Below are 20,128 nucleotides of genomic sequence, written 5' to 3'. Positions count from 1 at the left end.
TCATGTCCATTGCCCCGGATCCCGTCCGTACAGGTTGGCGCGGGTTTTTTGGCAAGATACCGCAAGCGGGCGACTTCGTGAGTGCTGGCCTGCCGCGTGATGTTGAGACTACCTTTGACAACTGGCTCCGGGCGGCCATGCGAGAAAGCCAGATGAGGCTTGGCCGGGGGTGGCTGGACGCGTTTCTTGTCACTCCGGTCTGGCGTTTCGTGCTGGAAGCGGGTTCGCGCGGCGCCGACCCGGTATCGGGTGTGATGATGCCGTCGGTTGACCGTGTCGGCCGGTATTTTCCGCTCGTTGTGGCCGCTGCCCGGCCTGATCTGGGGCGGCGTGATCCGCTGGCGCTGACGGAGGATCCGCTGTTCTTTGATGCGGCGGAGGCCTTGGTGATGTCTTGCTTGCGGGCGTCCGATATTCCGGGCGATCTCGCTCACGAAGTTGACGCGCTGCCCTTCGGCTCATTGCCCAATCTTGCCGCACCGGATGCAGCCGATACCGATGCGCCTGCGGCCTATTGGTGGACCGGCACGGATGGCGCGCGTGCACATCTGACGCGCGCGCTGCCCGCGCCAGCGGACTTCGCCGAAATGTTTATGGGGCCGCCAGAAGCGAACGAGGATGCGTCCGATCACCAAGCGCAGTTGAAACTGACAGAGGCCAATGTCGACACCCGAGCGCGTGCGCCTGGTGCGGCGCCTATCCAATTGCTTAGGGCAGAGCATGCGAGCGCGTGCCTGCGCGGCACGCGTAGCGCGACATTGACTGAGGTTGCTGCCGTAAACAAGGACGGACAGGCATTTTCGGTGCTGAGCGGCATCGGTTCGGCGCCATCTTTGGCGTCACAAATCAAGGGTTTGGCGCCGGTCTTTGAGGACATTGCAAACCCGTATTCGATGAGCGACCTGATCGCCGCAGCCAAGGGAAAATTCGGTTCTGCCAACACGCGCCTGGCCGCGCGCGCCGGTATGCGAACAGCCGCCGAAGACCCGGTTGCCGCTGCGGCCGTTGTTCTGCTTGTGCAAGCGCGCCGATATGCGGTGCTTTGGGTTGGTCATTGCAGTGCTTTTCTTTTTCGAGACGGGACCCTTTTTTCGCTAAACCGTCCGCACGTGGATACTCGGTTGCGAGGTGTTGTCACACAAGCGCTTGGCGTTGGCCAAACAATTACACCTTCGATAGGGATCGGACAGGTCGAGCCTGCGGATTGTTTCTTGCTGGCGTCCCCGGGTGTGACCACTGCACTGAGCCACGAAGACATCGCCGAAGCGCTTGGCCATGCGCAGACGCCACAAGCGGCGGTGGCGGAGCTTACGCAAGATGCACTGATTGCAGGCGCGTCTTTGGACGCGAGCGCTTTGTGTGTTTCGCTGCTGCCACGCGATGACGACCTCTGATGTCATCTCGATTGTACAAGCGCCGTTTGTCCTGGACGCAAGATGCGTGGGATGCCCATACTGAAATCGGTCTGTAGTCAACACTGTACGCACTTCGAAGTCCAAAGCCCCTGGTTCTTCCGCCGCCTCTAGGCTGCCGAACAGCCTGCTGCGCCTAACAGTGCCAGATGCGGGGCCGGAACAGATCCTCGGCTCCGATCTATACGATGGGCACAGATTGCGCCGTGGCGGGCGGGTGGGACCGGTTGCCCCGGCACTGATGTGCTGAAGGGAGTGCTTCAAGTCCGGCGGCGGGATCATACAACCGAAACACTCCCGGCTGAGGTGGTTTTGGCGCGGGCCCGCGGGCGATGGCATACTTTACTGCTCCTCATGTGTGGCTTGAAGCACGTTGATCTCTGGCAGATGGAAAAGGAATTGCGTTCGCATTTTATTGAGCGGTTTCGAATGCAGCAGCACAATCAATGCATCAGGCTGCCGGTCTGGTACGCCGTGTAGCGCGACTGGGAGAGGTTGCGCCCAAGCTACGCACTAGGGCGTCAGGGGATGCGTTGAACCTGTTCCTCGCTCGCGATGGTGGCGCTCCCTGCGCTTGGCTCGAAAGGAGCGGCGTGGCGGTTTTTTGCGTCCAAAAAGTGGCAAATCCAACCCCGACCGACATTGAAACCATCCGAACCAATACACGCGGCCACATGCATCACCAACAAACACGCTCTACAGGTAAGATCACACTCATAAGACTGTCGTTCGAAACAGCGGCATGAATGAATGTGTCAACTGACTTTGGCTACGCCCAAAACGCGCCCAGGTAGCGGACCTCACAGAACGGTACCTATGAGTGCGGCAGCATTCCGGGTAAGAGTGCCGAGGGGGATGGTTGCTGTCTGATGTGCTGGGCCACCGCGCTGCGCCTTGAGATATTGAGCTTTGACAGGATGCTGTGCATGTGGTTTTTGATCGTCCCCTCGCTGCAATTCAGTTCCCTCGCGATTTCCTTGTTGGTCAGTCCCTCGCAAACGAGAGAACAGACTTCACCCTCTCGCCGGGTCAGACATCTAGGCATCTGCGTTGCATTCTGAGAGGTGCTGTCACACAGTGCCCGCGCCAGTTCCGCCGCAGCGGAGGGGGAACAACTCAACTCGCCGCGTAGAGCCCGACGCACGAAGGTCACGGTACGCTCTACACTGCTGTCGTAAGGAATGACGCCGAGGCATCCGACCTTCGCGCAGCGCACGATGTCTTGTGGACTGTCACTCACCGACAGACCCAAAAGGACGATGTCGTGGTAAAGTGCCTTGGCGGCGCGTGCGTCATCCCAGGCCTCAGCATTGGACAGGTCGAGGATCGCTGCACAAGGTCTATCCTGCGCCAGTTTCGTTTGAAAGCTGACCGCATCAGTTGCGCTGAGCGCTTGATCAACCGCTACATGCCTGGCCAGACCAGCGGCAAGGCATTCGGCAAAAAGCCGTGTCTTTGAATAGATCAGGATTCGCATACCAACCCTGCGCAATAAATTGAGTCTATCTAATCAGCTTATCACAAGTCGGCGGATTAACGTTGAGGAGTGGCGAAAATCCACCAGTTCAGCACGTTTGGGCCCGTCGCGATCCAAACGGTCTATATCCTTCGGCGGAGATTTGTGGCCGCTGCGACAGAATTGCGCCGGTCACACTGTGCCCTTTGGCAGGACTTTGCCGGTCGCGCCGGCTGGCGACGCAATGTGGCCCTGATATCCCTAGCCCCTTTGGCACAGACCGGTTTTGCCCCGTCCGGCACATAGGCTAAGCGCGCGCCCTTCGACCAAGCTCACGTTACCTGAGGAGGTGCGACATTGCGCGACGTGACCGTGATTATTGGAGATTTTCGGCGCCGTGCCTTTGCTGAAGGGCTTGTGGCCCGTCTCTCTGAACAAAAAGGGTTCGCGGTGCGTGCCGTCGACTCGGACAAGGTTGCACAGACTTTGGCAGAGGTGAGCGGCCCCAAGGTTGTGATCGTCGATGCGGCGGACAACCGTGTGTATTTTGACCAATGCACTGACAAAGATGCGCTGGCTACGATTCGAATTGTCGATGAAGGTGCCCGCGCTGATGTTCAACTCCTCCATTTGGAAACCGCACAGATTATCCGGATCGCAGAGATTGCTTTCGGAACAGAAAGCCGCGTTGCCCCGATAGTGTTGGGGGAGGCGGTAAGCCGGTGGCTTGAGGTTTGGGGAGCACTGCCGGGGCAGTCTCGAGCTTTGACCATGGCAGGCGTGGGGGTCCCATGACTTTTCGTGCGATAAACTCTGTCACCCGTAGCGTCCGCCAGATCCTACAAACACATTTGGCCGAAGACCCCTCTCTCCGCCTGTTTTTTGACAGCGGTGCAGGTGGCAATATGGTGGTGAGTTCTCGCACACCAGAAGAGATGGCGAGTGGAGATCAAAGCGGTCTGTCAGTCTGGCTTTACCGCATCACCCGCGATCCCGACCTCTTGAACCGCCCACCAACGCGCAACGCCTTGGACAGGCTGGAGCCAGAGCCGCTGCCGCTGCGCCTTCACTATCTTATGACGCCGGTTGTCAATGATGATGATGATCAAGGCAATGATCCGGGACTGGAACAGTTCATCATTGGAAAGGTTCTGCAAACCTTCCACGATCATCCCCGCTTGAGCGGCCCCGATCTCGTTGGCGATCTGGAGGGCAGCAATCAGACAGTCAGCCTGCGGTTGGAACCCTTCGGGCTGGAAGAGATCACGCGTGTGTGGGATGCCCTCGGCGCGACGTTCCAGCTTTGTATCTCTTATGAGGTGAGCGTTGTTCTGATCGACTCAGACAAGGTTCCCGCGGCGATCACCCCCGTTGATCAGGTCGCCGTCGATACCGCCCTTGTGACGGAGGTGAGTGGCTGATGACGACACTTACCGTCACCTCCGGTCAGCAGACCTACACGATCGCCCCGATCCCGGCTGGTCCGGTCGCCCATCGCGCCCGCGCTGTGTTGCGGGCGCGCTTGGTGGATGAACTGACGGGGCTAGGCGTGCGTGGCGGGGTCTCTATTGATACTGCGCTGACAGGGCTCAGCGCACGGATGGCGGGGGATGGCATCGTCGGTTTTGTTGCAAATCCCGCGCGACGCTTTACCGATCTGGTCGCCAATGCGGCGACCATTGATTTTGACGTGAGCGCCCGGCGTTTCCTGCCTCGCGCCTTATCGGTCAACTTGGGTCCGTTCAACATAGGGCTCGGTGATCCGGTGGACTTTCCGGATCATTTCGAACCGCTCGATCTGGGTGACATTCCATTGCACCGGAGCCCTGTGCGCATCGCCGGTCATGTAATGAGCGAGGTAGGCGAGACCCGGACACCATTGGTCGGCGTTGATGTTCAGGTCACCGGTATATGGAGCACCGAGCCCGGTCCCGATGTGGAGGCCGAAACGGTTGTGGAAACGCCTGAAATCCTCTCGCTATCCCCGGTCTGTATCGAGACCGGCCGCTTGCGACGACAACAGTACGCGCGCAGGGGATCACGTTGGTTGGGGCGCCCAAGCGGCTGCTGGCCCCTGTGGCGCCGGGTGCAACTGAATTGCGGCTTAGTGATCAGGTCGGGTTGGCTGTTGGCGATTTGCTTAGCCTTGCCGATGCGGATGTGAACGCCGCAGAAGTGATCCAGATCACTGCCATCGATGGGGGCCTCGCGCCGACTGAGGCGGCGATGGTCGCCCTCGCGTATCCGCTGAAGCGTGGTCGCCGGGCAGGAGATGCGGCGCGGGCTGCCAACCTGTCCCCCGGACCCGGACCGCAGGTTGGCCTGTCGCGCAGCGGTTTGATCGGTGATGAAACCTTGCCGCTTGCAGCCTTTCCCGCTGGCCTTCCCGCGGAGGCAATAGTCGAAGTCGCGGGCGATGGGGTGCCCGAATACCATGTGGCGCGCCGCTTTGACACTCAGACCGATGCCAGCGGCGCTTATCGCTTGCCGCCGTTGTCTCGAGTTGCCCGCCTGACAATTACGGCAAATCGCGCCGATTTTTCTGACCCGCTCAACGAAACCATCGCCCCGGCTTACGATCTGGGGGGGCAACAGGTCGATTTTCTGCTGCGCCCATGATCTGGCGCCGCGTCCCTCACCCCGGTGCAACAGACACCGGCCCGATCTCGCGGCGACAGACCCCGTCGCCTTTCAGCAAGGAGTTATCCCATGCCTGAGTATCTGTCCCCCGCTGTTTATGTCGAAGAGGTCAGCGGCGGTGTGCGGCCCATCGAGGGCGTCAGTACCAGCACCGGCGGCATGGTCGGCGTGACCGAGCGCGGCCCTGAAAATGTGCCGGTTCTTTGCACTTCGATCGGCGATTACCGCCGGATCTTTGGTGACCGTTTGAACCTGCGGGACTTCGTTGATCCGACCGGTGTCGCCCATGGCCATACCTTTGATGCGGTCAAGGCCTTCTTTGAGAACCGCGGACGGCGCAACTTTGTCGTGCGTGTCGCCTCGCCAGCGGCGACACGGGCCGAGCGGGGGTTGTTTGACCGTGGTGGTCCCGCCCCGGCCGAGACGTTCTTGCTGCGCGCAGCACCGCAAGACAGCGGCACAGCTATCAACACTCCTTTGGTCTACGGCCTACAATCTGCCCCGGCCTTGGCAGTGAACGACATCATCCGCGTCGGCAATGGCAGCCGATCTGAATACCGCGAGATCACGGCTTTGGGAGCTGAAATCCACGTCGCGCTCAACGCGCCGCTGTCCCGGGCCCATGCGGCTGGGATGGCCGTGGACGAGGTGGACTATACCGTGGATACCAACGCCTATGTCGCCGGGACCTTTGCGCTGGATCAGGCGGTAAATGCCGGCGCGCTGACGGTGGATGTCACCGCGCCGGGTGCCTTGGCCGATGCAGGCACCTTGTTGAGCCTGCCCGGCGATGCCCTGATCGAGATCGGCAATCCGCTGCGCAGCGAGTTCCGCTTTGCCACTGCCGCCGAGGATCTGGGCAGCGGTGTTGTCCGCCTGACCCTCGCTGATGCTTTGGCGATGGACCATGACGCAGGCGTTGATGCGAACGCAATTGAACTGATTGCCCCGAACCTGAGCCAAGTGCTTGGCACCGCCGCGGGCGCGGGCGAGAGCTTGATCTATCTCGACACACTCGCAGGGGGCTTCCCCACTGCAGGGGGCGAAAAGTTGGTTGTACTGGAGCCCGGTACCCCCAATGTCGAGGTGCGCCGGATTGGCGCCCTGGGTGAGATGACCTTCAATCTGCCCGCATATGCCGATTACGGCGCAGGCACGCGTTTTGATCTTGTGACGCTGAATGATGATCGCGATGTCGTGGGCGGCGCCCAGCGTGTGTTTACCGCGACGACGGTCGCCGGGCTGGCCGTGGGTATGGAGATCAGTGTGGATGGCAATCCGGCAGTCGTGATCGACGCGATTGATCCCGACATCAACCAGATCACGACACGCACAGATGCTCTGCCTGCGAACCCCGTCGGGGGAGAACCGATTGTGGCCGCACCCAAAACCCTGACCGCCGATGTCGACGCAGGTACCGTCGTCTTGCCGCTCGACAATCGTCTGGGTCTCGCGCCTGATGATGTGATCCGTATTGGCACGGGCGCGACCACGGAGTTTGCCACGATCGCCGCTGTAATGGGCAACCGGGGCGTTGCCCCAGATGCGGGGAGCGTCATTCTGTCGGCGCCCTTGGCGCGCGATCACGCCGCCGGCACACAAGTTTCTTGGCAGAGCCCGCCGGTCATCGACCCCACCCGTCAGCCCGCTTTTGTCCTGGCCGATGCAGAGGTTGGGGCCAGGGTTGCCTATGCGTCTGATGCCCGCACTTACACCGCGCCTGAGATCGTGATGGTCAACGGTCCGGGCGGTGCGACGTATTTCCATAGCCTTAGCAATGTTGACGTCACCTTGACCGGGATCGAGCTGACGCTTGATGCGGCTCTGGAGCTGAGCCACGACTTGGGTGCTGATCTGGCCCGGAGAGAAGAGATGATCCGCGTTGTCGCGCTGGATCGGGGCGCCTGGGGCAACCGCTTGCGTGTTGCGGTGCGCGATGCGGAAACGCCGCTTGTGCAGGCAAACCTGACCTCGTCTTCTGCGCTGAACCCACTGATTGAGCTCAGCAATTACACCGGCGTCGAACCCGGCACGGTGCTGGAATACTTTGACCCGGCCACCGGGGCAATGGTCGGCGACCTGAGCAAGGTGGTCCGCGTGGACCGCGCCGCAGGCGAGGTAGAACTTGCCGCAGTCCCGGACCCTGCGGTCACCGGTGCGGCGACCCCGCTCTCGGTGCGCTCGCGCGAGTTTGAGATCATCGTCAACCTTCTGCAAGAACCCGACCCGGCCGTGCCCAGCCGCAATAATCGGGTGCAGGATAGTGAGACTTTTCTTGTTTCGATGGATCCGCGTCACAGCATGTATATCCATACAGTGATCGGCACCACTTGGGTGCCTGGTGCGGCAGATGACGACGACGGTAATCCGCTGCGGCCCTGGGACCTGCGATCCGAAGGCGGGTCGGACTACATCCGTGTACGCGATGTTGGGGCGGGCAATATTGCCGTCACCCACACCACCCGCCTGGGGCCAGAACCTTTGCAAGACGTGCTGGTCAATGGGCTGACCCAAGAGGCGATGCTTGCGCTCGCCACCGGAACGGACGCCACCGGGGTGATGAGCCCGGCCATGTATCAAGGCATCGACAGCAACGAACCGCGCGTGCGCACCGGCATTCACGCCCTGCAGAACGAACAGACAATCTCGATTGTCGCGGTCCCGGGGCAGACCAGCTTCGCGGTGCAGCAGGCGCTCATCAACCATTGTGAGCGGGACCGCTACCGCTTTGCCATTCTGGACGGTCCTCCGCCGCCCAATGACACATTGGTCGATGTGCAACTGCTGCGTCAGCAGTTCGATACCAACTATGCGGCGATGTATCATTCGTGGGTGACGATCCCGGACCCACTGCCTGGCAATCTGGCCGCCATTCAGCAGATCGCGCTGCCGCCCTCTGGCCATGTCATGGGGGTCTATGCCCGCACCGACAATGACCGGGGCGTGCACAAGGCTCCGGCCAATGAGCCGGTGAACGGCATCACGGGCCTGTCGCGCACACTCAACCAGCGAGAGCACGACATCCTCAACCCCTTCCCGATCAATATCAACGTGATCCGGGATTTTCGCCGCACCAATCGCGGCATACGGGTCTGGGGTGCGCGCTGCATAACCTCGGACAGTCAGTTCAAATATGTGAACGTGCGGCGCCTGTTTATCTTTGTCTCCGAGTCCATTGAACGCGGTCTGCAATATGCCGTGTTTGAACCGAATGCAGAGCCCCTTTGGGCACAGGTCACCCGTTCTGTCCGCAGCTTTCTGACGGTGGTCTGGCGCAATGGCGCGCTCGAGGGAACGTCGGCCGAGCAGGCGTTCTTCGTGCGCTGTGACCGAACGACGATGACCCAGACCGACATTGATGAGGGGCGCCTGATCATGCTGGTCGGTATCGCACCCGTCAAACCGGCAGAGTTCGTGATCGTCCGTATCAGCCAGAAAACCGCGACGGCGCCGCAATAAGCCTGTCCTTGGATAAGAAAGGAGCGACCACATGACCACTGACAAGCGCATAGATCCGCTTCGCGCGTTCAATTTCCTTGTCGCCGTTGACAGCACGCCTGCTGCTGGCTTCAGCGAGGTGTCAGGCCTCGGTGTAAAGCGCGAGATGGTGGCCTATCGCAACGGCAATGATGTCGAAAACCACGACCGCAAGCTGACCGGTCGCGACAGCTATGACAACATCACGCTGAAGCGAGGCTATACCACCGACGACCTCATGTGGCGCTGGTTTGCCTCGCTTTCTGCGGGCAATGATGACCGGCGCAACGTCACGATCACCCTGCTGGATGAGGCGCGCAGCCCGGTCATGTCCTGGCTGGCGGAGGGTGCCTGGATCCTGAACCTGATGGGCCCAAGCTTCAATGCCACCGGCAACGACGTTGCGATCGAAAGCATCGAACTGGTGATCGAGAAGCTCACCGTTGAGGTGGAGGCCGCTGGCGCATGACCGTCCACCGCCGACCCGGCGCCTATTTCGAGCGCACAGACAGGGCGGCTGCGCAGGGGGTCACCCTGCGCAGCGATGTCGCCTGTTTTGTCGGGATCACTCGGCAAGGGCCGCTTGATACGCCGGTTGCGGTGGAATCCTTTCGCCAATTTCAGTCTCAGTTCGGTGGCTTCACCGGCGCGGGCTATCTGGCCTACAGCGTCAAAGCCTTCTTTGAGAATGGCGGCGAACGTTGTTGGATCGTGCGGGTGGCCTCGAAACGCACGGATCGCGGCGCCTTGCCCGCTGGCCTCGATATTGGGCCGCCAGGGGCGGGCTGGAACCTTGTGGCGTCAAGCGCAGGCGTTTGGGGTGATGAGCTGGCTGTGCGTCTGCGCCGGGAGCGCCGCGTGGAAACCGCGCTGGATGTAGCGGCCTCTGGCAATGGAGTGCTGGTGCCCGAAAGCGTGGCTGGATTGGACCGCTATGCCCATCTAGAGATCACGCAGCCCGGCCAGTCCGCGCAGTACATGGTCGCGGCTGTGGTGGATCCGGTACGGCGCCGCGTCAGTCTGCTCGATGAGGCGCGCCGCTTTGCCTACCCATTCCAGCGCGTTATCCTGGATCCTGCATCGCCTGCGATCCTCACCAGAGTCAGCTACGCTTTGGACATCTATCGCCAGGGGCGCCTGATCGCGCATGTTCCAGGGCTGAGCCAGGTGCCTGAAAACCCGGACTTTGGGCCCGTCGTGTTGCGCCAGCCCAACTACATGGCTGCGATCCGCGAAGGACAACCGGCGGAGGTCGCACCCCCCGTTATCATCACGGATCAACGCGGCCCGGACGGGCGGGCGCCAGAGCCGTTGACCACGGGGGCAGAGACGCGCCAGGCTTTGACCGGGGGCCGCGATGGTTTGGCGGTGCTGACCCCGGATGATTTCACGGGCGCCGGGTTTTCCAGCCGCGATGATGATGCGGCGGCCGTGTCCAAGCTGCGCGGGGTGCGGACGCTGGAGCTTGTGGACGAGATCTCCATTGTTGCCGTGCCCGATATTGTCATCCAGCCTGATCCGGACCCGGTCTATGAGCCGGAACCTACACCGCCCGGCAACCCGTGTCTGACCTGCCCGCCCCCGGCCGAGCCCCGGCGCCCGATCAACAGCGGGGCCGCGGTCAGTGAATTACCCCCGGTCTTTACCGATGATCAGGTGTTTCAGGTGCAATCCCGCCTGATCAGCCATTGCGAGGCAAAGGGCGACCGTTTTGCCGTGCTCGACCCGCCATTTGGGGCCAGTCAGGATGACGCTGCGGGGATCAGTGCAATCATGGCCTGGCGGTCCCGTTTTGAAAGCGCTTACGCTGCCCTCTATTACCCTTGGGTGCGCACGTTTGAGCCTCGTGGCACCGATGTAATGCGCAATGTCCCACCCAGTGGCCATGTGGTGGGCAAGTATGCTTTCCATGATCGGCGCACCGGGGTGCACCGCGCGCCTGCGAATACACGATTGCGATGGATCCAGGACCTGCTTGTCCCCACCAGTTTCGGTGAGCAAGAGATCCTGAATGATATGTCGGTCAATGTCCTGCGTTCAGAAGCCGCGCGGGGCCTGAGGATCATGGGCGCGCGCACCTTGTCCTCGGACCGTGCGGCGCGGTTTGTGAACATTCGCCGCTTGATCCTCTTGATGAAACGGGCCGTCGATCTGCTGTCACAGTGGGTGGTCTTTGAACCCAACAACGACGCCACCCGCACCCGTTACACCTCAGTTTTGCAGAACTTTCTGGAAGCACTTTGGGCCAGGGGCGCCTTTGCCGGGGCGACGGTGGAAGAGTCCTTTTTCGTCAAATGCGACGCCGATAACAACACGCAGGCGGACCGCGACAATGGTCGATTGATCGCCGAGATCGGGATCGCCCCGTCCTATCCGCTGGAATTCATCGTCATGCGCGTGGGTCGACAGGGCAATGAACTCTCCGTCGCCGAAACCCGCCTTGTAACAGGAGCGATGTGATGGCGATCGGCGACAGAGACGACCCTGTGAATGGCTTCAACTTTGCCATCAGCTTAATGGAGTCATCCTCCCCCGCCGCTGGGGTCACGACGCTCGTTCTCAATACTCTGACCGACAATATCGAGGGCGGCTTCAACGAATGCAGCGGGCTCGACGTGATGCTGGAGGTGGAAGAGTTCAAGCCGGGCGGCGTCAACGACCGGGTTCTGAAATTCCCGACGCGGGTGTCCTACGGCAAACTGGTCTTGAAGAAAGGGTTGGTCAAAGACCAGGCGCTGATGAAGTGGATCGCCGGATTTGCCGAGGGTAAGGTCAAACGCCGCGATGGCCTGATCACTCTACTGGATGCCAAGCGCGAGACGCACACAGTCTGGAAATTCAAACGCGGACTGCCTGTCAAATACACCGGGCCCCGTCTGAACGCGACAGACAACTCCGTCGCCTTTGAAAGCATCGAAATTGAACATGAGGGGCTTGAGCTGATGAGCGGCGCAAGCGGGTTGACCCGCGCCATTCGCAGCGCTGCCGATGGCATCGCCAGTCTCTTTTGACGTCCAACGAAAAGGAACCGCCCATGCAGGTCATCATCGAAGAAGTGGTCAGCCGCATCAAGGCAACCAACAGCGAGGCCGCCCTGTCGCCGCAGGCCCTGAACACCGTTGTGACAGCCGTGATGGAGGCCATCGCGGCCCAGGACCAGCGCGGCGCCGACCAGGAAGAAGAACGATCCTTGCAAAACTATCAGGAGCGTGTGCGCCCGGGCCGCTAGGCCGCCGGGGTCGCGAAGCAGATCATGCAAAACGTCACCCAAGCCACCATATTCGCCGACTGGGGCAATGGCCGCACCGAACCCTATCCGGTGCAGTATAACCCGGCGGAGCTGACCTTTGAAAAGTCGGCCCAATATGGCGCGGTCAACCTGCCTGGTCTTGATGCCCCCTTGCAGCAGTTCGTGCGCAACGAGGCGGAACAGCTGAGCTTTGATCTGTTCTTTGACACCACCGACAAGGGGATGGGCCCCGGGGCAAATTCTGTCACCAGCGAAACGGACAAGATCTTTCGCCTGATCAGGGTCGATGGCACGAGCCACGCGCCCGCAGTCGTCACCTTTTGCTGGAACGACAAATTTCCCGGCAGTGACCTTTCCGCCCCTCAGACCCGGGGCGGCAATGGCGGAAACCTGAACCGCAACAGCTTTCGCGGGGTAATCAAGAATATACGCCAGCGATTTACCTTGTTCAGCAGCGAAGGCATCCCGCTGCGCGCGACGCTTTCGGTCACGATGCTGGAGTTCCGGCCGCTGGAAACGCAGTTGCGTGAATTGGGCCTCAGCTCGCCAGACCGGACCCATGGTCATGTCCTGGAGACGGGCGACACCCTGTCGAGCGTTGCCAACGACTACTACGGCCAGCCCCGCGACTGGCGCGAAGTTGCGTTGGACAACGGTATCGAAGATCCGCGCCGCGTGCCTGTTGGACGCACCATCTCAGTTCCAGCGATCACATGATGGGGGGTGACAGCACATGACCGGCACGCAGACGCCAGAACTGACGCGGGTCGCCGACGTATCAGCCGCGCGCCGGTCGTTCTATGTCCCGGCCTTTGAGCTGAAGATCGCCAATGCCGGTCTGCCCCAGAACGTCCTGAGGGATGTGCAAGAGGTGACCTATACCGACGACGTCGATCAGCTCGACACCTTTTCTATAGTGGTCAGCAATGTCGATGACATCCATCACGCCCTGCCGGTCAGCGAACGCGCCGACCATCAGCAGCGGCGATTCAAGTACATTGGTTCTGAGACCACCCAGGACTTGGAAGGAAGTGAGGCGGTCACCCGCTATAAACTGTTTGAGCCATGTGCCCGCGATGTGCAGCTGTCGATGGGCTATGTCGGCAATCTGGAACTGATGATGACCGGCAATTTTACGACGATGGCGCCGCGCTTTCCGGCCAGCGGAGCATCGACACTGGAGGTGCGCGGCATCAACGCCCTGCACCAGTTGCGCCGCAAGAAATACAGTGACCACTGGCGCGGCAAGAAGCGCAGCGAGGTCGCCGAACTGGTGGGTGAACGCCGACGCCGGGGTAATGACAATACGCGGTTCGAGATCGAGATTTGCCTCAACAACCGTGCGAAGTCGCAGGAAGAGGCGATCCCGCTGATCACCCAGAAGAACGAGTTCGATGTGGATTTCCTTTGGAAGCTCGCGCGTGAGGAAGGCTATGTCGTCGCGATCCGAGAGGCGGTGGGTGACCAGCCTCGGCACCTATATTTCGGCCCCTCCGGTGGTGTCGCCAATTGTGGTGGCGCACAAAGCAACGAGGAACGTCAGGACCCGCTTGTCTATGAGCTCGAATGGGGCAAGTCACTGATCGACTTTACCCCGCGCATCACCTCCGCCAATCAGTTTCGCTCGGTCACCGTTAAGGGTTGGAACCGGCGGCGTCAGCGTGAGATCAGCGAGACCATTGATTTCAGCGACCGGACCCTGCGACGGTTGAACCCCGACCTGCATGACATGATCAGAAATTGTGACCCGCGTGAGGAGTTGGTCGTCGAACGCCCTGTCTTTACTGCGCGAGAGGCCAAGAACATGGCCCGTTCGATCCTGCTGGATCAGCACAAGCAGATGGTCAAGGCACAGGGCACTACCATCGGTCTTCCTCGGCTGCGCGCCGGGCTGTCGATCCAGATCGCGGGCGTCGGAAGTCGTCTGTCGGGCCGCTACTTCGTCACCAAGACGACCCACACCATCAACGACAATGGCTACATCACCAAGTTCGAGGCCCGTCGTGAGAACATCGAGGGGGCCGTCTGATGCGCGAAGCAACCCAAGGCGTTGTGATCGGGCGCGTGACCGATAACCAGGACCCAAACCAAGAGGGCCGGATTCAGGTGGTGTTTCCCTGGCTAGGGGATGACACGCCCCGTTGGTTGCATGTGAGTTCGCCCATGGCGGGGGCAGGGCGGGGCCTGTTCATGATGCCCGAGGTCGATGACGAAGCTTTGGTCGCCTTTCAGCATGGCGATTTCAGCCACGGCTTTATCGTCGGCTTTTTGTGGAATCCCCAGCACGCGCCCCCCACGACGAGCCCGGATGTGCGCGGCCTTTTTTCGCGCGAGGGACACGCGCTGCAACTGATCGATTCCGAAAGCAATGCGGGCAACAAGGGCGCCGTGATCCTGTCTGACGCCCATGGCAATGCGATCACAATGACCAATGGCGTAATGAGTATCGTCAGCCGCGGGCACCTGAACATCAACGCCGCCTCGATCACGATCGGCGGCCGGGTCGTCAATCCGATGGGGCGCGTGATCTGATGGTGGATGCAAGTTTCTCGGAAGACAGCGGCTTTAACGTCCCCATCGAACTGCCGGACGAGATTGCAGCCCTTTTGGCGCAGCCGATTTGCGCGGATATCTCGCTGCCCAAGCCCGCGACAGGCTCGATCACCTTGCCTTTGGGTGGCAGCCTTTCGGCTGTGACCGATGTGACCAAGCAGATCCCCGACAATTGCGCGGTCAACTTCTCGCTCTTGTTGCAGTTGGGGCCGCTGGTCGGTCAGTTGAAATGTATCTTCGCCGTGCTGGGGCTGATTGGTCCGCTGATTGACGTGATCAAGGGTCTTCCGTTTCCGCCGGCCAAGGCCATTGCCGATTTCGTCAAAGCGACCGAACCGGTCCTTGAATGCGTCGCCGCGATTGGCGGGCTTGGACCGCCCTTGTTCATCAAGGATGTGATCTGCCTCGTGATCAGTCTTCTGAATTGCATGATCGACCAGCTGCGCCGCATCTTTGAACTGATGAACGGCCTGTCGATCCAGCTGGAAAGGGCTGACGGCAACGCGCAGCTGACAGCCGCGCTCGAATGCGCCCAGGAAAACGCGCAATGCGCCGCGGAATCCGCAATGACCGCCTTTGAACCCATTGTGGTCATTCTGGAATTGTTGGCTCCGCTGATCGAGCAGTTCGGCGATGGCGCCAGCATCGAAATTCCCAGTATCGGGCCACCCGAAAGTCTGGAGGCGATGGAAAGCACCATCGCGTCGCTGGAAGAGTTTTCCGCCGCCCTGAACCTGATCGCCGACGCATTGGGGGGCTGCGACTGATGCCTGAACCACGTGGATATCTGGGCACGGGATGGAAGTTTCCGCTGCAAGTCACGCCCTCGGGCGCCATTGCGACTGCACGTCATGAGCAGCGGATTGAAGAGTCCATCTATCTGATCCTGTCGACTGCAAGGGGTGAGCGGGTCATGCTGCCTGACTTTGGCTGTGGCATACATGATCGGGTGTTTGAGCCGGCCAATCCCGCGACAATCACCATCATTATCGACAGCATCCGTCAGGCGCTTGTCACCTATGAACCGCGCATTGATGTGTTGAATGTCTCTGCCGAACCCTCTGGCGAGACGCCGAACCTGCTGCTGATCCGTGTGGATTACCGGATCATCAACAACAACGTCTTCGGCAACCTCGTCTACCCGTATTTCATCGAGGAAGGAGGCTGACGCGATGCCCTTGAGTGACAACCTTCCGGTCATCGATGATCGCACCTATGCCGACATCGTAGAAGAAGTCCGCGCCCGTGTGCCGCGCTACACCGATGAGTGGACCGATCTCAACGAAAGTGATCCTGGCATGGCCATGGTGGAACTGTTCGCCTGGCTGTCTGAGATGCAAATCTTTCGCATGGGGCAGGTGCCACTGCTTAACTACCTGAAGTTTTTAGAGCTTGTGGGGATAGAGCTGGATCCGGCCCGCCCGTCCACGTCGCTGGTGACATTTCCAGTCGATCCCGGCTTTGGCCAACCGACCACCATCGTCCCGGCATTGACTCAACTTGCGACAGAGGAACCCGACGCCGACGGCCCGATCCTGTTTGAATTGGACCGCGCCCTTGTCGTCATTCGGGCGCAGCTTGAGGCCGTGCAAAGCTTTGATGGCTTCGTCTTTCGTGATCTGAGCGAAGCGAACGCCGCTGATGGCACTACTGGTTTTTCCCCTTTCGGCACCGCCTTTGGCCCTGACACTGCGTTCTATATTGGCTTTTCCGAACAGCTTCCCGATCAAAGTTTTGATCTGACGGTGTGGGCTGATAACGCCGAAAGCGGTGTGCCCGTCCTACGCTGTGGCGGCTCCGGCGCGTTTGAGCGCAGCCGCCTGAACTGGGAAATCTGGGATGGCCGCGAGTGGCGTGCGGTAACGCTGTTGAAAGACGACACTCAGGCGCTGACCCGCACCGGCCAGGTCTCGCTGAAGGGGCCGGCACAAGGACTGTCGCAGCCGCAGGCCCTTGGCCGGGTCGCGACGCCAATGCACTGGCTGCGCGCCAAGGTCGTTCGCAACGATTATCAAAAGACCCCGCATCTGCGCGCCATCCGCACCAATACGGGCCGCGTCACGCAAGCTGAAACGCTGGAGTTTGAAAGCCTTGGCGGGAGCAATGGTGAAACCAACCAGGTCTTTTCCCTCGCTGATGCGCCGGTTCTGCCGAATTCGCAAGTCATCCAGGTAAATGAGGGGCGCGAGTATGTAGACTGGCAAGAGGTCCCCGATTTCGCAGGTTCTGGCCCGAATGACCCGCATTATGTGCTGAACCGCGCAACTGGCGAAGTCCGCTTTGGCAATGGTCGGAGCGGCCGCATACCGGTCGGAAACCCCCGCACGCCCCGCAACATTCGCGCGCTCAGCTATCAGGTGGGCGGCGGTGCGCGCGGCAATGTGGCGCCCGGCCAGATCAATGCGCTTCAAAGCGCGATTGAGGGGCTGGACGAGGATGGGATTGGCAATCTTTTCGCGGCGGCCGGCGGCACGGACGAAGAAACCTTGCAAGCAGCGATGGAGCGTGCGCCCTCCACGCTCAAAAGCCGCGAACGCGCGGTGGCGGCGGATGACTTTGAGCAGCTCTCCCTACGTGCGGCGAATGTGATCCGGGCGCGCGCCTTGCCGCTTTTTCACCCGGACTATCCCGGCATTGACGTACCTGGCGTCGTGACAATCGTGATCGTTCCCGATGTGGATGAGCCCGCTCCGATGCCAACCGAGGGCACCTTGAACGCCGTATGCGCGATCCTGAACGAACGGCGCCTGCTGACGACGGAGCTTTACGTTACCGGTCCGGTTTACCAAGAGGTGACCGTCACTGCGGAGATTATCGTCGAAGACAATGCTGATCTCGCCGAGGTCAAGGAACAAGCTCTCGACAGCCTCGCCCTGTATTTTGATGCGCGCAAGGGCGGGGAAGGCAGCGATCCCACCTTGCCCGAAGACGACCCGGCGCAGAGTGGCGGTGGCTGGCCCTTTGGCGGCGACATCTACTATTCGCTGCTCTATCGCCGTTTGCTCACTGTCGGGGTTAAGCGCATCCACAGTCTGGAACTGCGTCTGGACAAGGATGATTTTGGCGCCTGTCAAGACGTGCCTGTGCCCCCCGGGGTCTTGCTGGTCAGCGGCGCGCACCAGATTGATGTGCGCTATGACGATGACGCGGCGGAGGCAGGGCGATGATGGCCAGCCACGCAAAGTTCTTACCCGCGGTCCCCGCACCGCCCCATGATCCGCGGCGGTTGCGGCTGGACCACCGAGCCGGGTGGCGAGTGCAAAGCCTCGTTCACGCGCTCATCGGCGTTCCGCGTAACGATGAGCGCGCCGATGGCGCGGTCTTGCGTCTGGCCTTGCACCCCGACGCCGCGCCCGGCTTTGACGCGAGCGACGGCAGTTTCGGCGGTCTGGTCTTGCCTCGAAATGTCGCGCGGGCTGCGGATGGTGGGTTGTTGCTGCTCGATGTTGCATCTGGCGTGATCAAACGCTTTGACGGTTGCACCTGCCGGTTCAACACCATCCCGCATACCGGCGGTTTGGGCGAGGGTGCACGCCAGTTTTCGGCGCCAGACGCAATGGCCACTTGCGGGGAAATGCTGCTGGTGGCGGATGCCGGGCATCGCCGCGTCTCGGTCTTCAGTCAGTTCGGTTATGCCCTGCGCGCCCATTGGACCCCACCGGTAGAGATCGCTTCGAACCCTTGGCAGCCGGTGGACATCGCCGCCATGAAGGGGCGGATCGCCGTCGCTGATCCGGCCAATGGGGCTGTGCATTTCATTAGCCCGCAAGGGCAATGGGTCGGCGTGAAGGAGGGGCTTGGTGCCGTGCGCGGCGTTACCTTTGACCGGCGCGGCGCGCTTTATGTCACAACCGATGGCGTGGACGGGGTCAGGGTCATTGAATGGGGTACTGGGACACTTACAACCACAGTTGCGCGTCCGGATCTGGTTCGGGATGCATTTGCCGCGCGGGCCGCGGGTCCCGCACCTATTGGTGTTCTGAACCTCACCGGTTGGTGTCACGGGGCCGAAGGGCTGTTTGATTTGACCGGAGCGAAGTTGTCTGCAAGCGCGGGTAACTTCGGGGCCGTCTTTGAAAGAACCGGACAATATCTGTCGGACCCATTGGACAGCCGGCTTTACCGTTGCCATTGGGACCGCGTGCTTTTGACGCTCGTCACGCCACCGGGCACATCGGTGCGGGTTTTGACATATACCGCCGAGGTGGCGAAATCTCAGGCGGACATTGCTGCGCTTCCGCCCGACGCGTGGGCCGCCACGCCACCTGCCATGGCGGGATCCGTTGCAAAAGGGGAGTGGGACGCGCTGATCCGGTCCGAGCCGGGGCGCTTTCTTTGGCTGCGTCTCGATCTCTCCGGCGATGGAGAGGTCACGCCCGAAGTGCGGGCGGTCGAGATTGATTTCCCGCGCATTTCACTGCGCCGCTATCTGCCCGCGGTATTTGGGGAAGAACCGCTTGCCGCAGATTTCACTGACAGGTTCCTGGCCAATTTCGACCGGGGGCTGCGCAGCATTGAAAAAAACATAGACGGTGGTGCGGATTTTTACGACCCGCTTTCAGCGCCCGCCGAACCGGGCCGGCGCGACTTTCTGTCATGGCTGGCCGGTTGGGTCGGTGTGACGCTGGACCGGCAACTGCCACTTGCAAGGCGACGCCATATCCTGAAGTCGATCGGCAAGTTGTTCCCGCTACGCGGCACGAAGAGGGGGTTGCGCGAGACACTTTACCTCTACCTCGGGCTCGATCAGCAAGGGTGCCCTACGCACGTGCCCCGCTGCGGGCCTTGCACCACCAAAATGCCGCATCCTTGGGCGCCACCGGAACTGATCCTGGAACACTTTTCGTTGCGCCGCTGGTTGTTCGTCGGAATCGGGCGGCTGGGCAATGATGCCAAGCTTTGGGGAGAGCGGATCGTGAATCGCAGCCGCCTGTCGGGCAATGTCTCCGGGCTGGAAAACGGGGCGCAACTGGGAGTGACCCAGTTGAATACGGTGCCCGATCCTAACAGGGACCCGTTTCATGTCTATGCGCATCGCTTCTCGGTGTTTCTGCCCGCTTGGATTGGGCGGCTGCCGGGCCAGCGGCGGATGATTGAACGGCTGGTGCGGGCGGAAAGTCCGGCACACAGCCTGCCACAGATTGAATGGGTCGCGCCGCGCTTTCGCATCGGCGTGCAGGCAATGATCGGCTTTGACGCCGTAATCGGCTGCTACCCGCAACAGATTGAACTTGGAAAGGACCGGCTTGGCCGGGCCACCGTGCTGCCATCCGCGGACGGACGGTCCACACCGCCACGCGTTGGCAAACGCGGGCGGATCGGATCGGGCGTGCTGTAGCG

The 20,128-nt window shown here is 61.0% G+C and carries 18 protein-coding genes; 17 read left to right on the top strand and 1 reads right to left on the bottom strand.

Going from position 1 to position 20,128, the window contains the following annotated elements; all coding sequences use genetic code 11:
- Positions 1–2 precede the first annotated feature (2 nt).
- Complete coding sequence (gene tagF / locus BWR18_RS10150) at positions 3–1,394, top strand: type VI secretion system-associated protein TagF (protein WP_076627950.1); 1,392 nt, start codon at positions 3–5, stop codon at positions 1,392–1,394.
- 832 nt (positions 1,395–2,226) lie between these two features.
- Here the strand turns inward: tagF and BWR18_RS10145 are convergent.
- Complete coding sequence (locus tag BWR18_RS10145) at positions 2,227–2,889, bottom strand: response regulator transcription factor (RefSeq protein WP_076627948.1); 663 nt, start codon at positions 2,887–2,889, stop codon at positions 2,227–2,229.
- Between the two features lie 336 nt (positions 2,890–3,225).
- Between BWR18_RS10145 and BWR18_RS10140 the strand changes: the two genes are divergently transcribed.
- The 16 genes from BWR18_RS10140 (at position 3,226) to BWR18_RS10065 (ending at position 20,126) form a co-directional block, all read left to right on the top strand.
- On the top strand, positions 3,226–3,663 hold the full coding sequence (locus BWR18_RS10140; protein ID WP_157598701.1) for a hypothetical protein: 438 nt from the start codon (positions 3,226–3,228) through the stop codon (positions 3,661–3,663).
- Positions 3,660–4,289 (top strand): DUF4255 domain-containing protein, encoded by a 630-nt coding sequence (locus BWR18_RS10135; RefSeq protein WP_076627945.1) that lies wholly within the window; start codon positions 3,660–3,662, stop codon positions 4,287–4,289. Before BWR18_RS10140 ends, BWR18_RS10135 begins: the two co-directional genes overlap by 4 nt.
- Positions 4,289–5,032: a hypothetical protein gene (locus BWR18_RS10130; RefSeq protein ID WP_076627943.1), complete on the top strand. Its 744-nt coding sequence runs from the start codon at positions 4,289–4,291 to the stop codon at positions 5,030–5,032. Before BWR18_RS10135 ends, BWR18_RS10130 begins: the two co-directional genes overlap by 1 nt.
- Positions 5,029–5,487 carry a hypothetical protein gene (locus BWR18_RS10125; RefSeq protein ID WP_076627941.1) on the top strand — a complete coding sequence of 153 codons (459 nt, stop codon included), beginning with the start codon at positions 5,029–5,031 and terminating at the stop codon, positions 5,485–5,487. Before BWR18_RS10130 ends, BWR18_RS10125 begins: the two co-directional genes overlap by 4 nt.
- Positions 5,488–5,577: 90 nt before the next feature.
- Entirely contained in the window at positions 5,578–8,967 is a 3,390-nt protein-coding gene (locus tag BWR18_RS10120) for a phage tail sheath C-terminal domain-containing protein (RefSeq protein WP_076627939.1), read from the top strand.
- 31 nt (positions 8,968–8,998) lie between these two features.
- Positions 8,999–9,454 carry a phage tail protein gene (locus BWR18_RS10115; protein WP_076627937.1) on the top strand — a complete coding sequence of 152 codons (456 nt, stop codon included), beginning with the start codon at positions 8,999–9,001 and terminating at the stop codon, positions 9,452–9,454.
- Complete coding sequence (locus BWR18_RS10110; protein WP_076627935.1) at positions 9,451–11,445, top strand: phage tail sheath family protein; 1,995 nt, start codon at positions 9,451–9,453, stop codon at positions 11,443–11,445. Before BWR18_RS10115 ends, BWR18_RS10110 begins: the two co-directional genes overlap by 4 nt.
- Positions 11,445–11,996, top strand: coding sequence for a phage tail protein (locus tag BWR18_RS10105; RefSeq protein ID WP_076627933.1), 552 nt, complete (start codon positions 11,445–11,447; stop codon positions 11,994–11,996). The genes BWR18_RS10110 and BWR18_RS10105 overlap by 1 nt, the downstream gene beginning before the upstream one ends.
- Positions 11,997–12,019: 23 nt before the next feature.
- Positions 12,020–12,214: a hypothetical protein gene (locus tag BWR18_RS10100; protein ID WP_157598699.1), complete on the top strand. Its 195-nt coding sequence runs from the start codon at positions 12,020–12,022 to the stop codon at positions 12,212–12,214.
- 24 nt (positions 12,215–12,238) lie between these two features.
- Positions 12,239–12,952, top strand: coding sequence for a CIS tube protein (locus BWR18_RS10095; RefSeq protein WP_076627929.1), 714 nt, complete (start codon positions 12,239–12,241; stop codon positions 12,950–12,952).
- 16 nt (positions 12,953–12,968) lie between these two features.
- Positions 12,969–14,264 carry a phage late control D family protein gene (locus BWR18_RS10090; protein WP_076627927.1) on the top strand — a complete coding sequence of 432 codons (1,296 nt, stop codon included), beginning with the start codon at positions 12,969–12,971 and terminating at the stop codon, positions 14,262–14,264.
- The gene (locus tag BWR18_RS10085) at positions 14,264–14,767 is read left to right on the top strand and encodes a phage baseplate assembly protein V (protein ID WP_076627925.1); all 504 of its coding nucleotides are present in this window, start codon (positions 14,264–14,266) and stop codon (positions 14,765–14,767) included. The genes BWR18_RS10090 and BWR18_RS10085 overlap by 1 nt, the downstream gene beginning before the upstream one ends.
- Positions 14,767–15,555: a hypothetical protein gene (locus BWR18_RS10080; RefSeq protein WP_076627923.1), complete on the top strand. Its 789-nt coding sequence runs from the start codon at positions 14,767–14,769 to the stop codon at positions 15,553–15,555. The genes BWR18_RS10085 and BWR18_RS10080 overlap by 1 nt, the downstream gene beginning before the upstream one ends.
- Entirely contained in the window at positions 15,555–15,956 is a 402-nt protein-coding gene (locus BWR18_RS10075; RefSeq protein ID WP_076627921.1) for a GPW/gp25 family protein, read from the top strand. Before BWR18_RS10080 ends, BWR18_RS10075 begins: the two co-directional genes overlap by 1 nt.
- A gap of 4 nt (positions 15,957–15,960) precedes the next feature.
- A complete protein-coding gene (locus tag BWR18_RS10070; protein ID WP_076627919.1) occupies positions 15,961–17,955 on the top strand; it encodes a putative baseplate assembly protein in 1,995 nt (664 codons plus the stop codon).
- An 89-nt stretch (positions 17,956–18,044) separates the two neighbouring features.
- A complete protein-coding gene (locus BWR18_RS10065; RefSeq protein ID WP_076627916.1) occupies positions 18,045–20,126 on the top strand; it encodes a hypothetical protein in 2,082 nt (693 codons plus the stop codon).
- Positions 20,127–20,128: the final 2 nt, after the last annotated feature.

This window comes from Tateyamaria omphalii, from assembly GCF_001969365.1.
GTDB classification, from domain to species: Bacteria; Pseudomonadota; Alphaproteobacteria; order Rhodobacterales; family Rhodobacteraceae; genus Tateyamaria; species Tateyamaria omphalii_A.
This window is presented reverse-complemented; position numbering and strand designations above follow the sequence as displayed.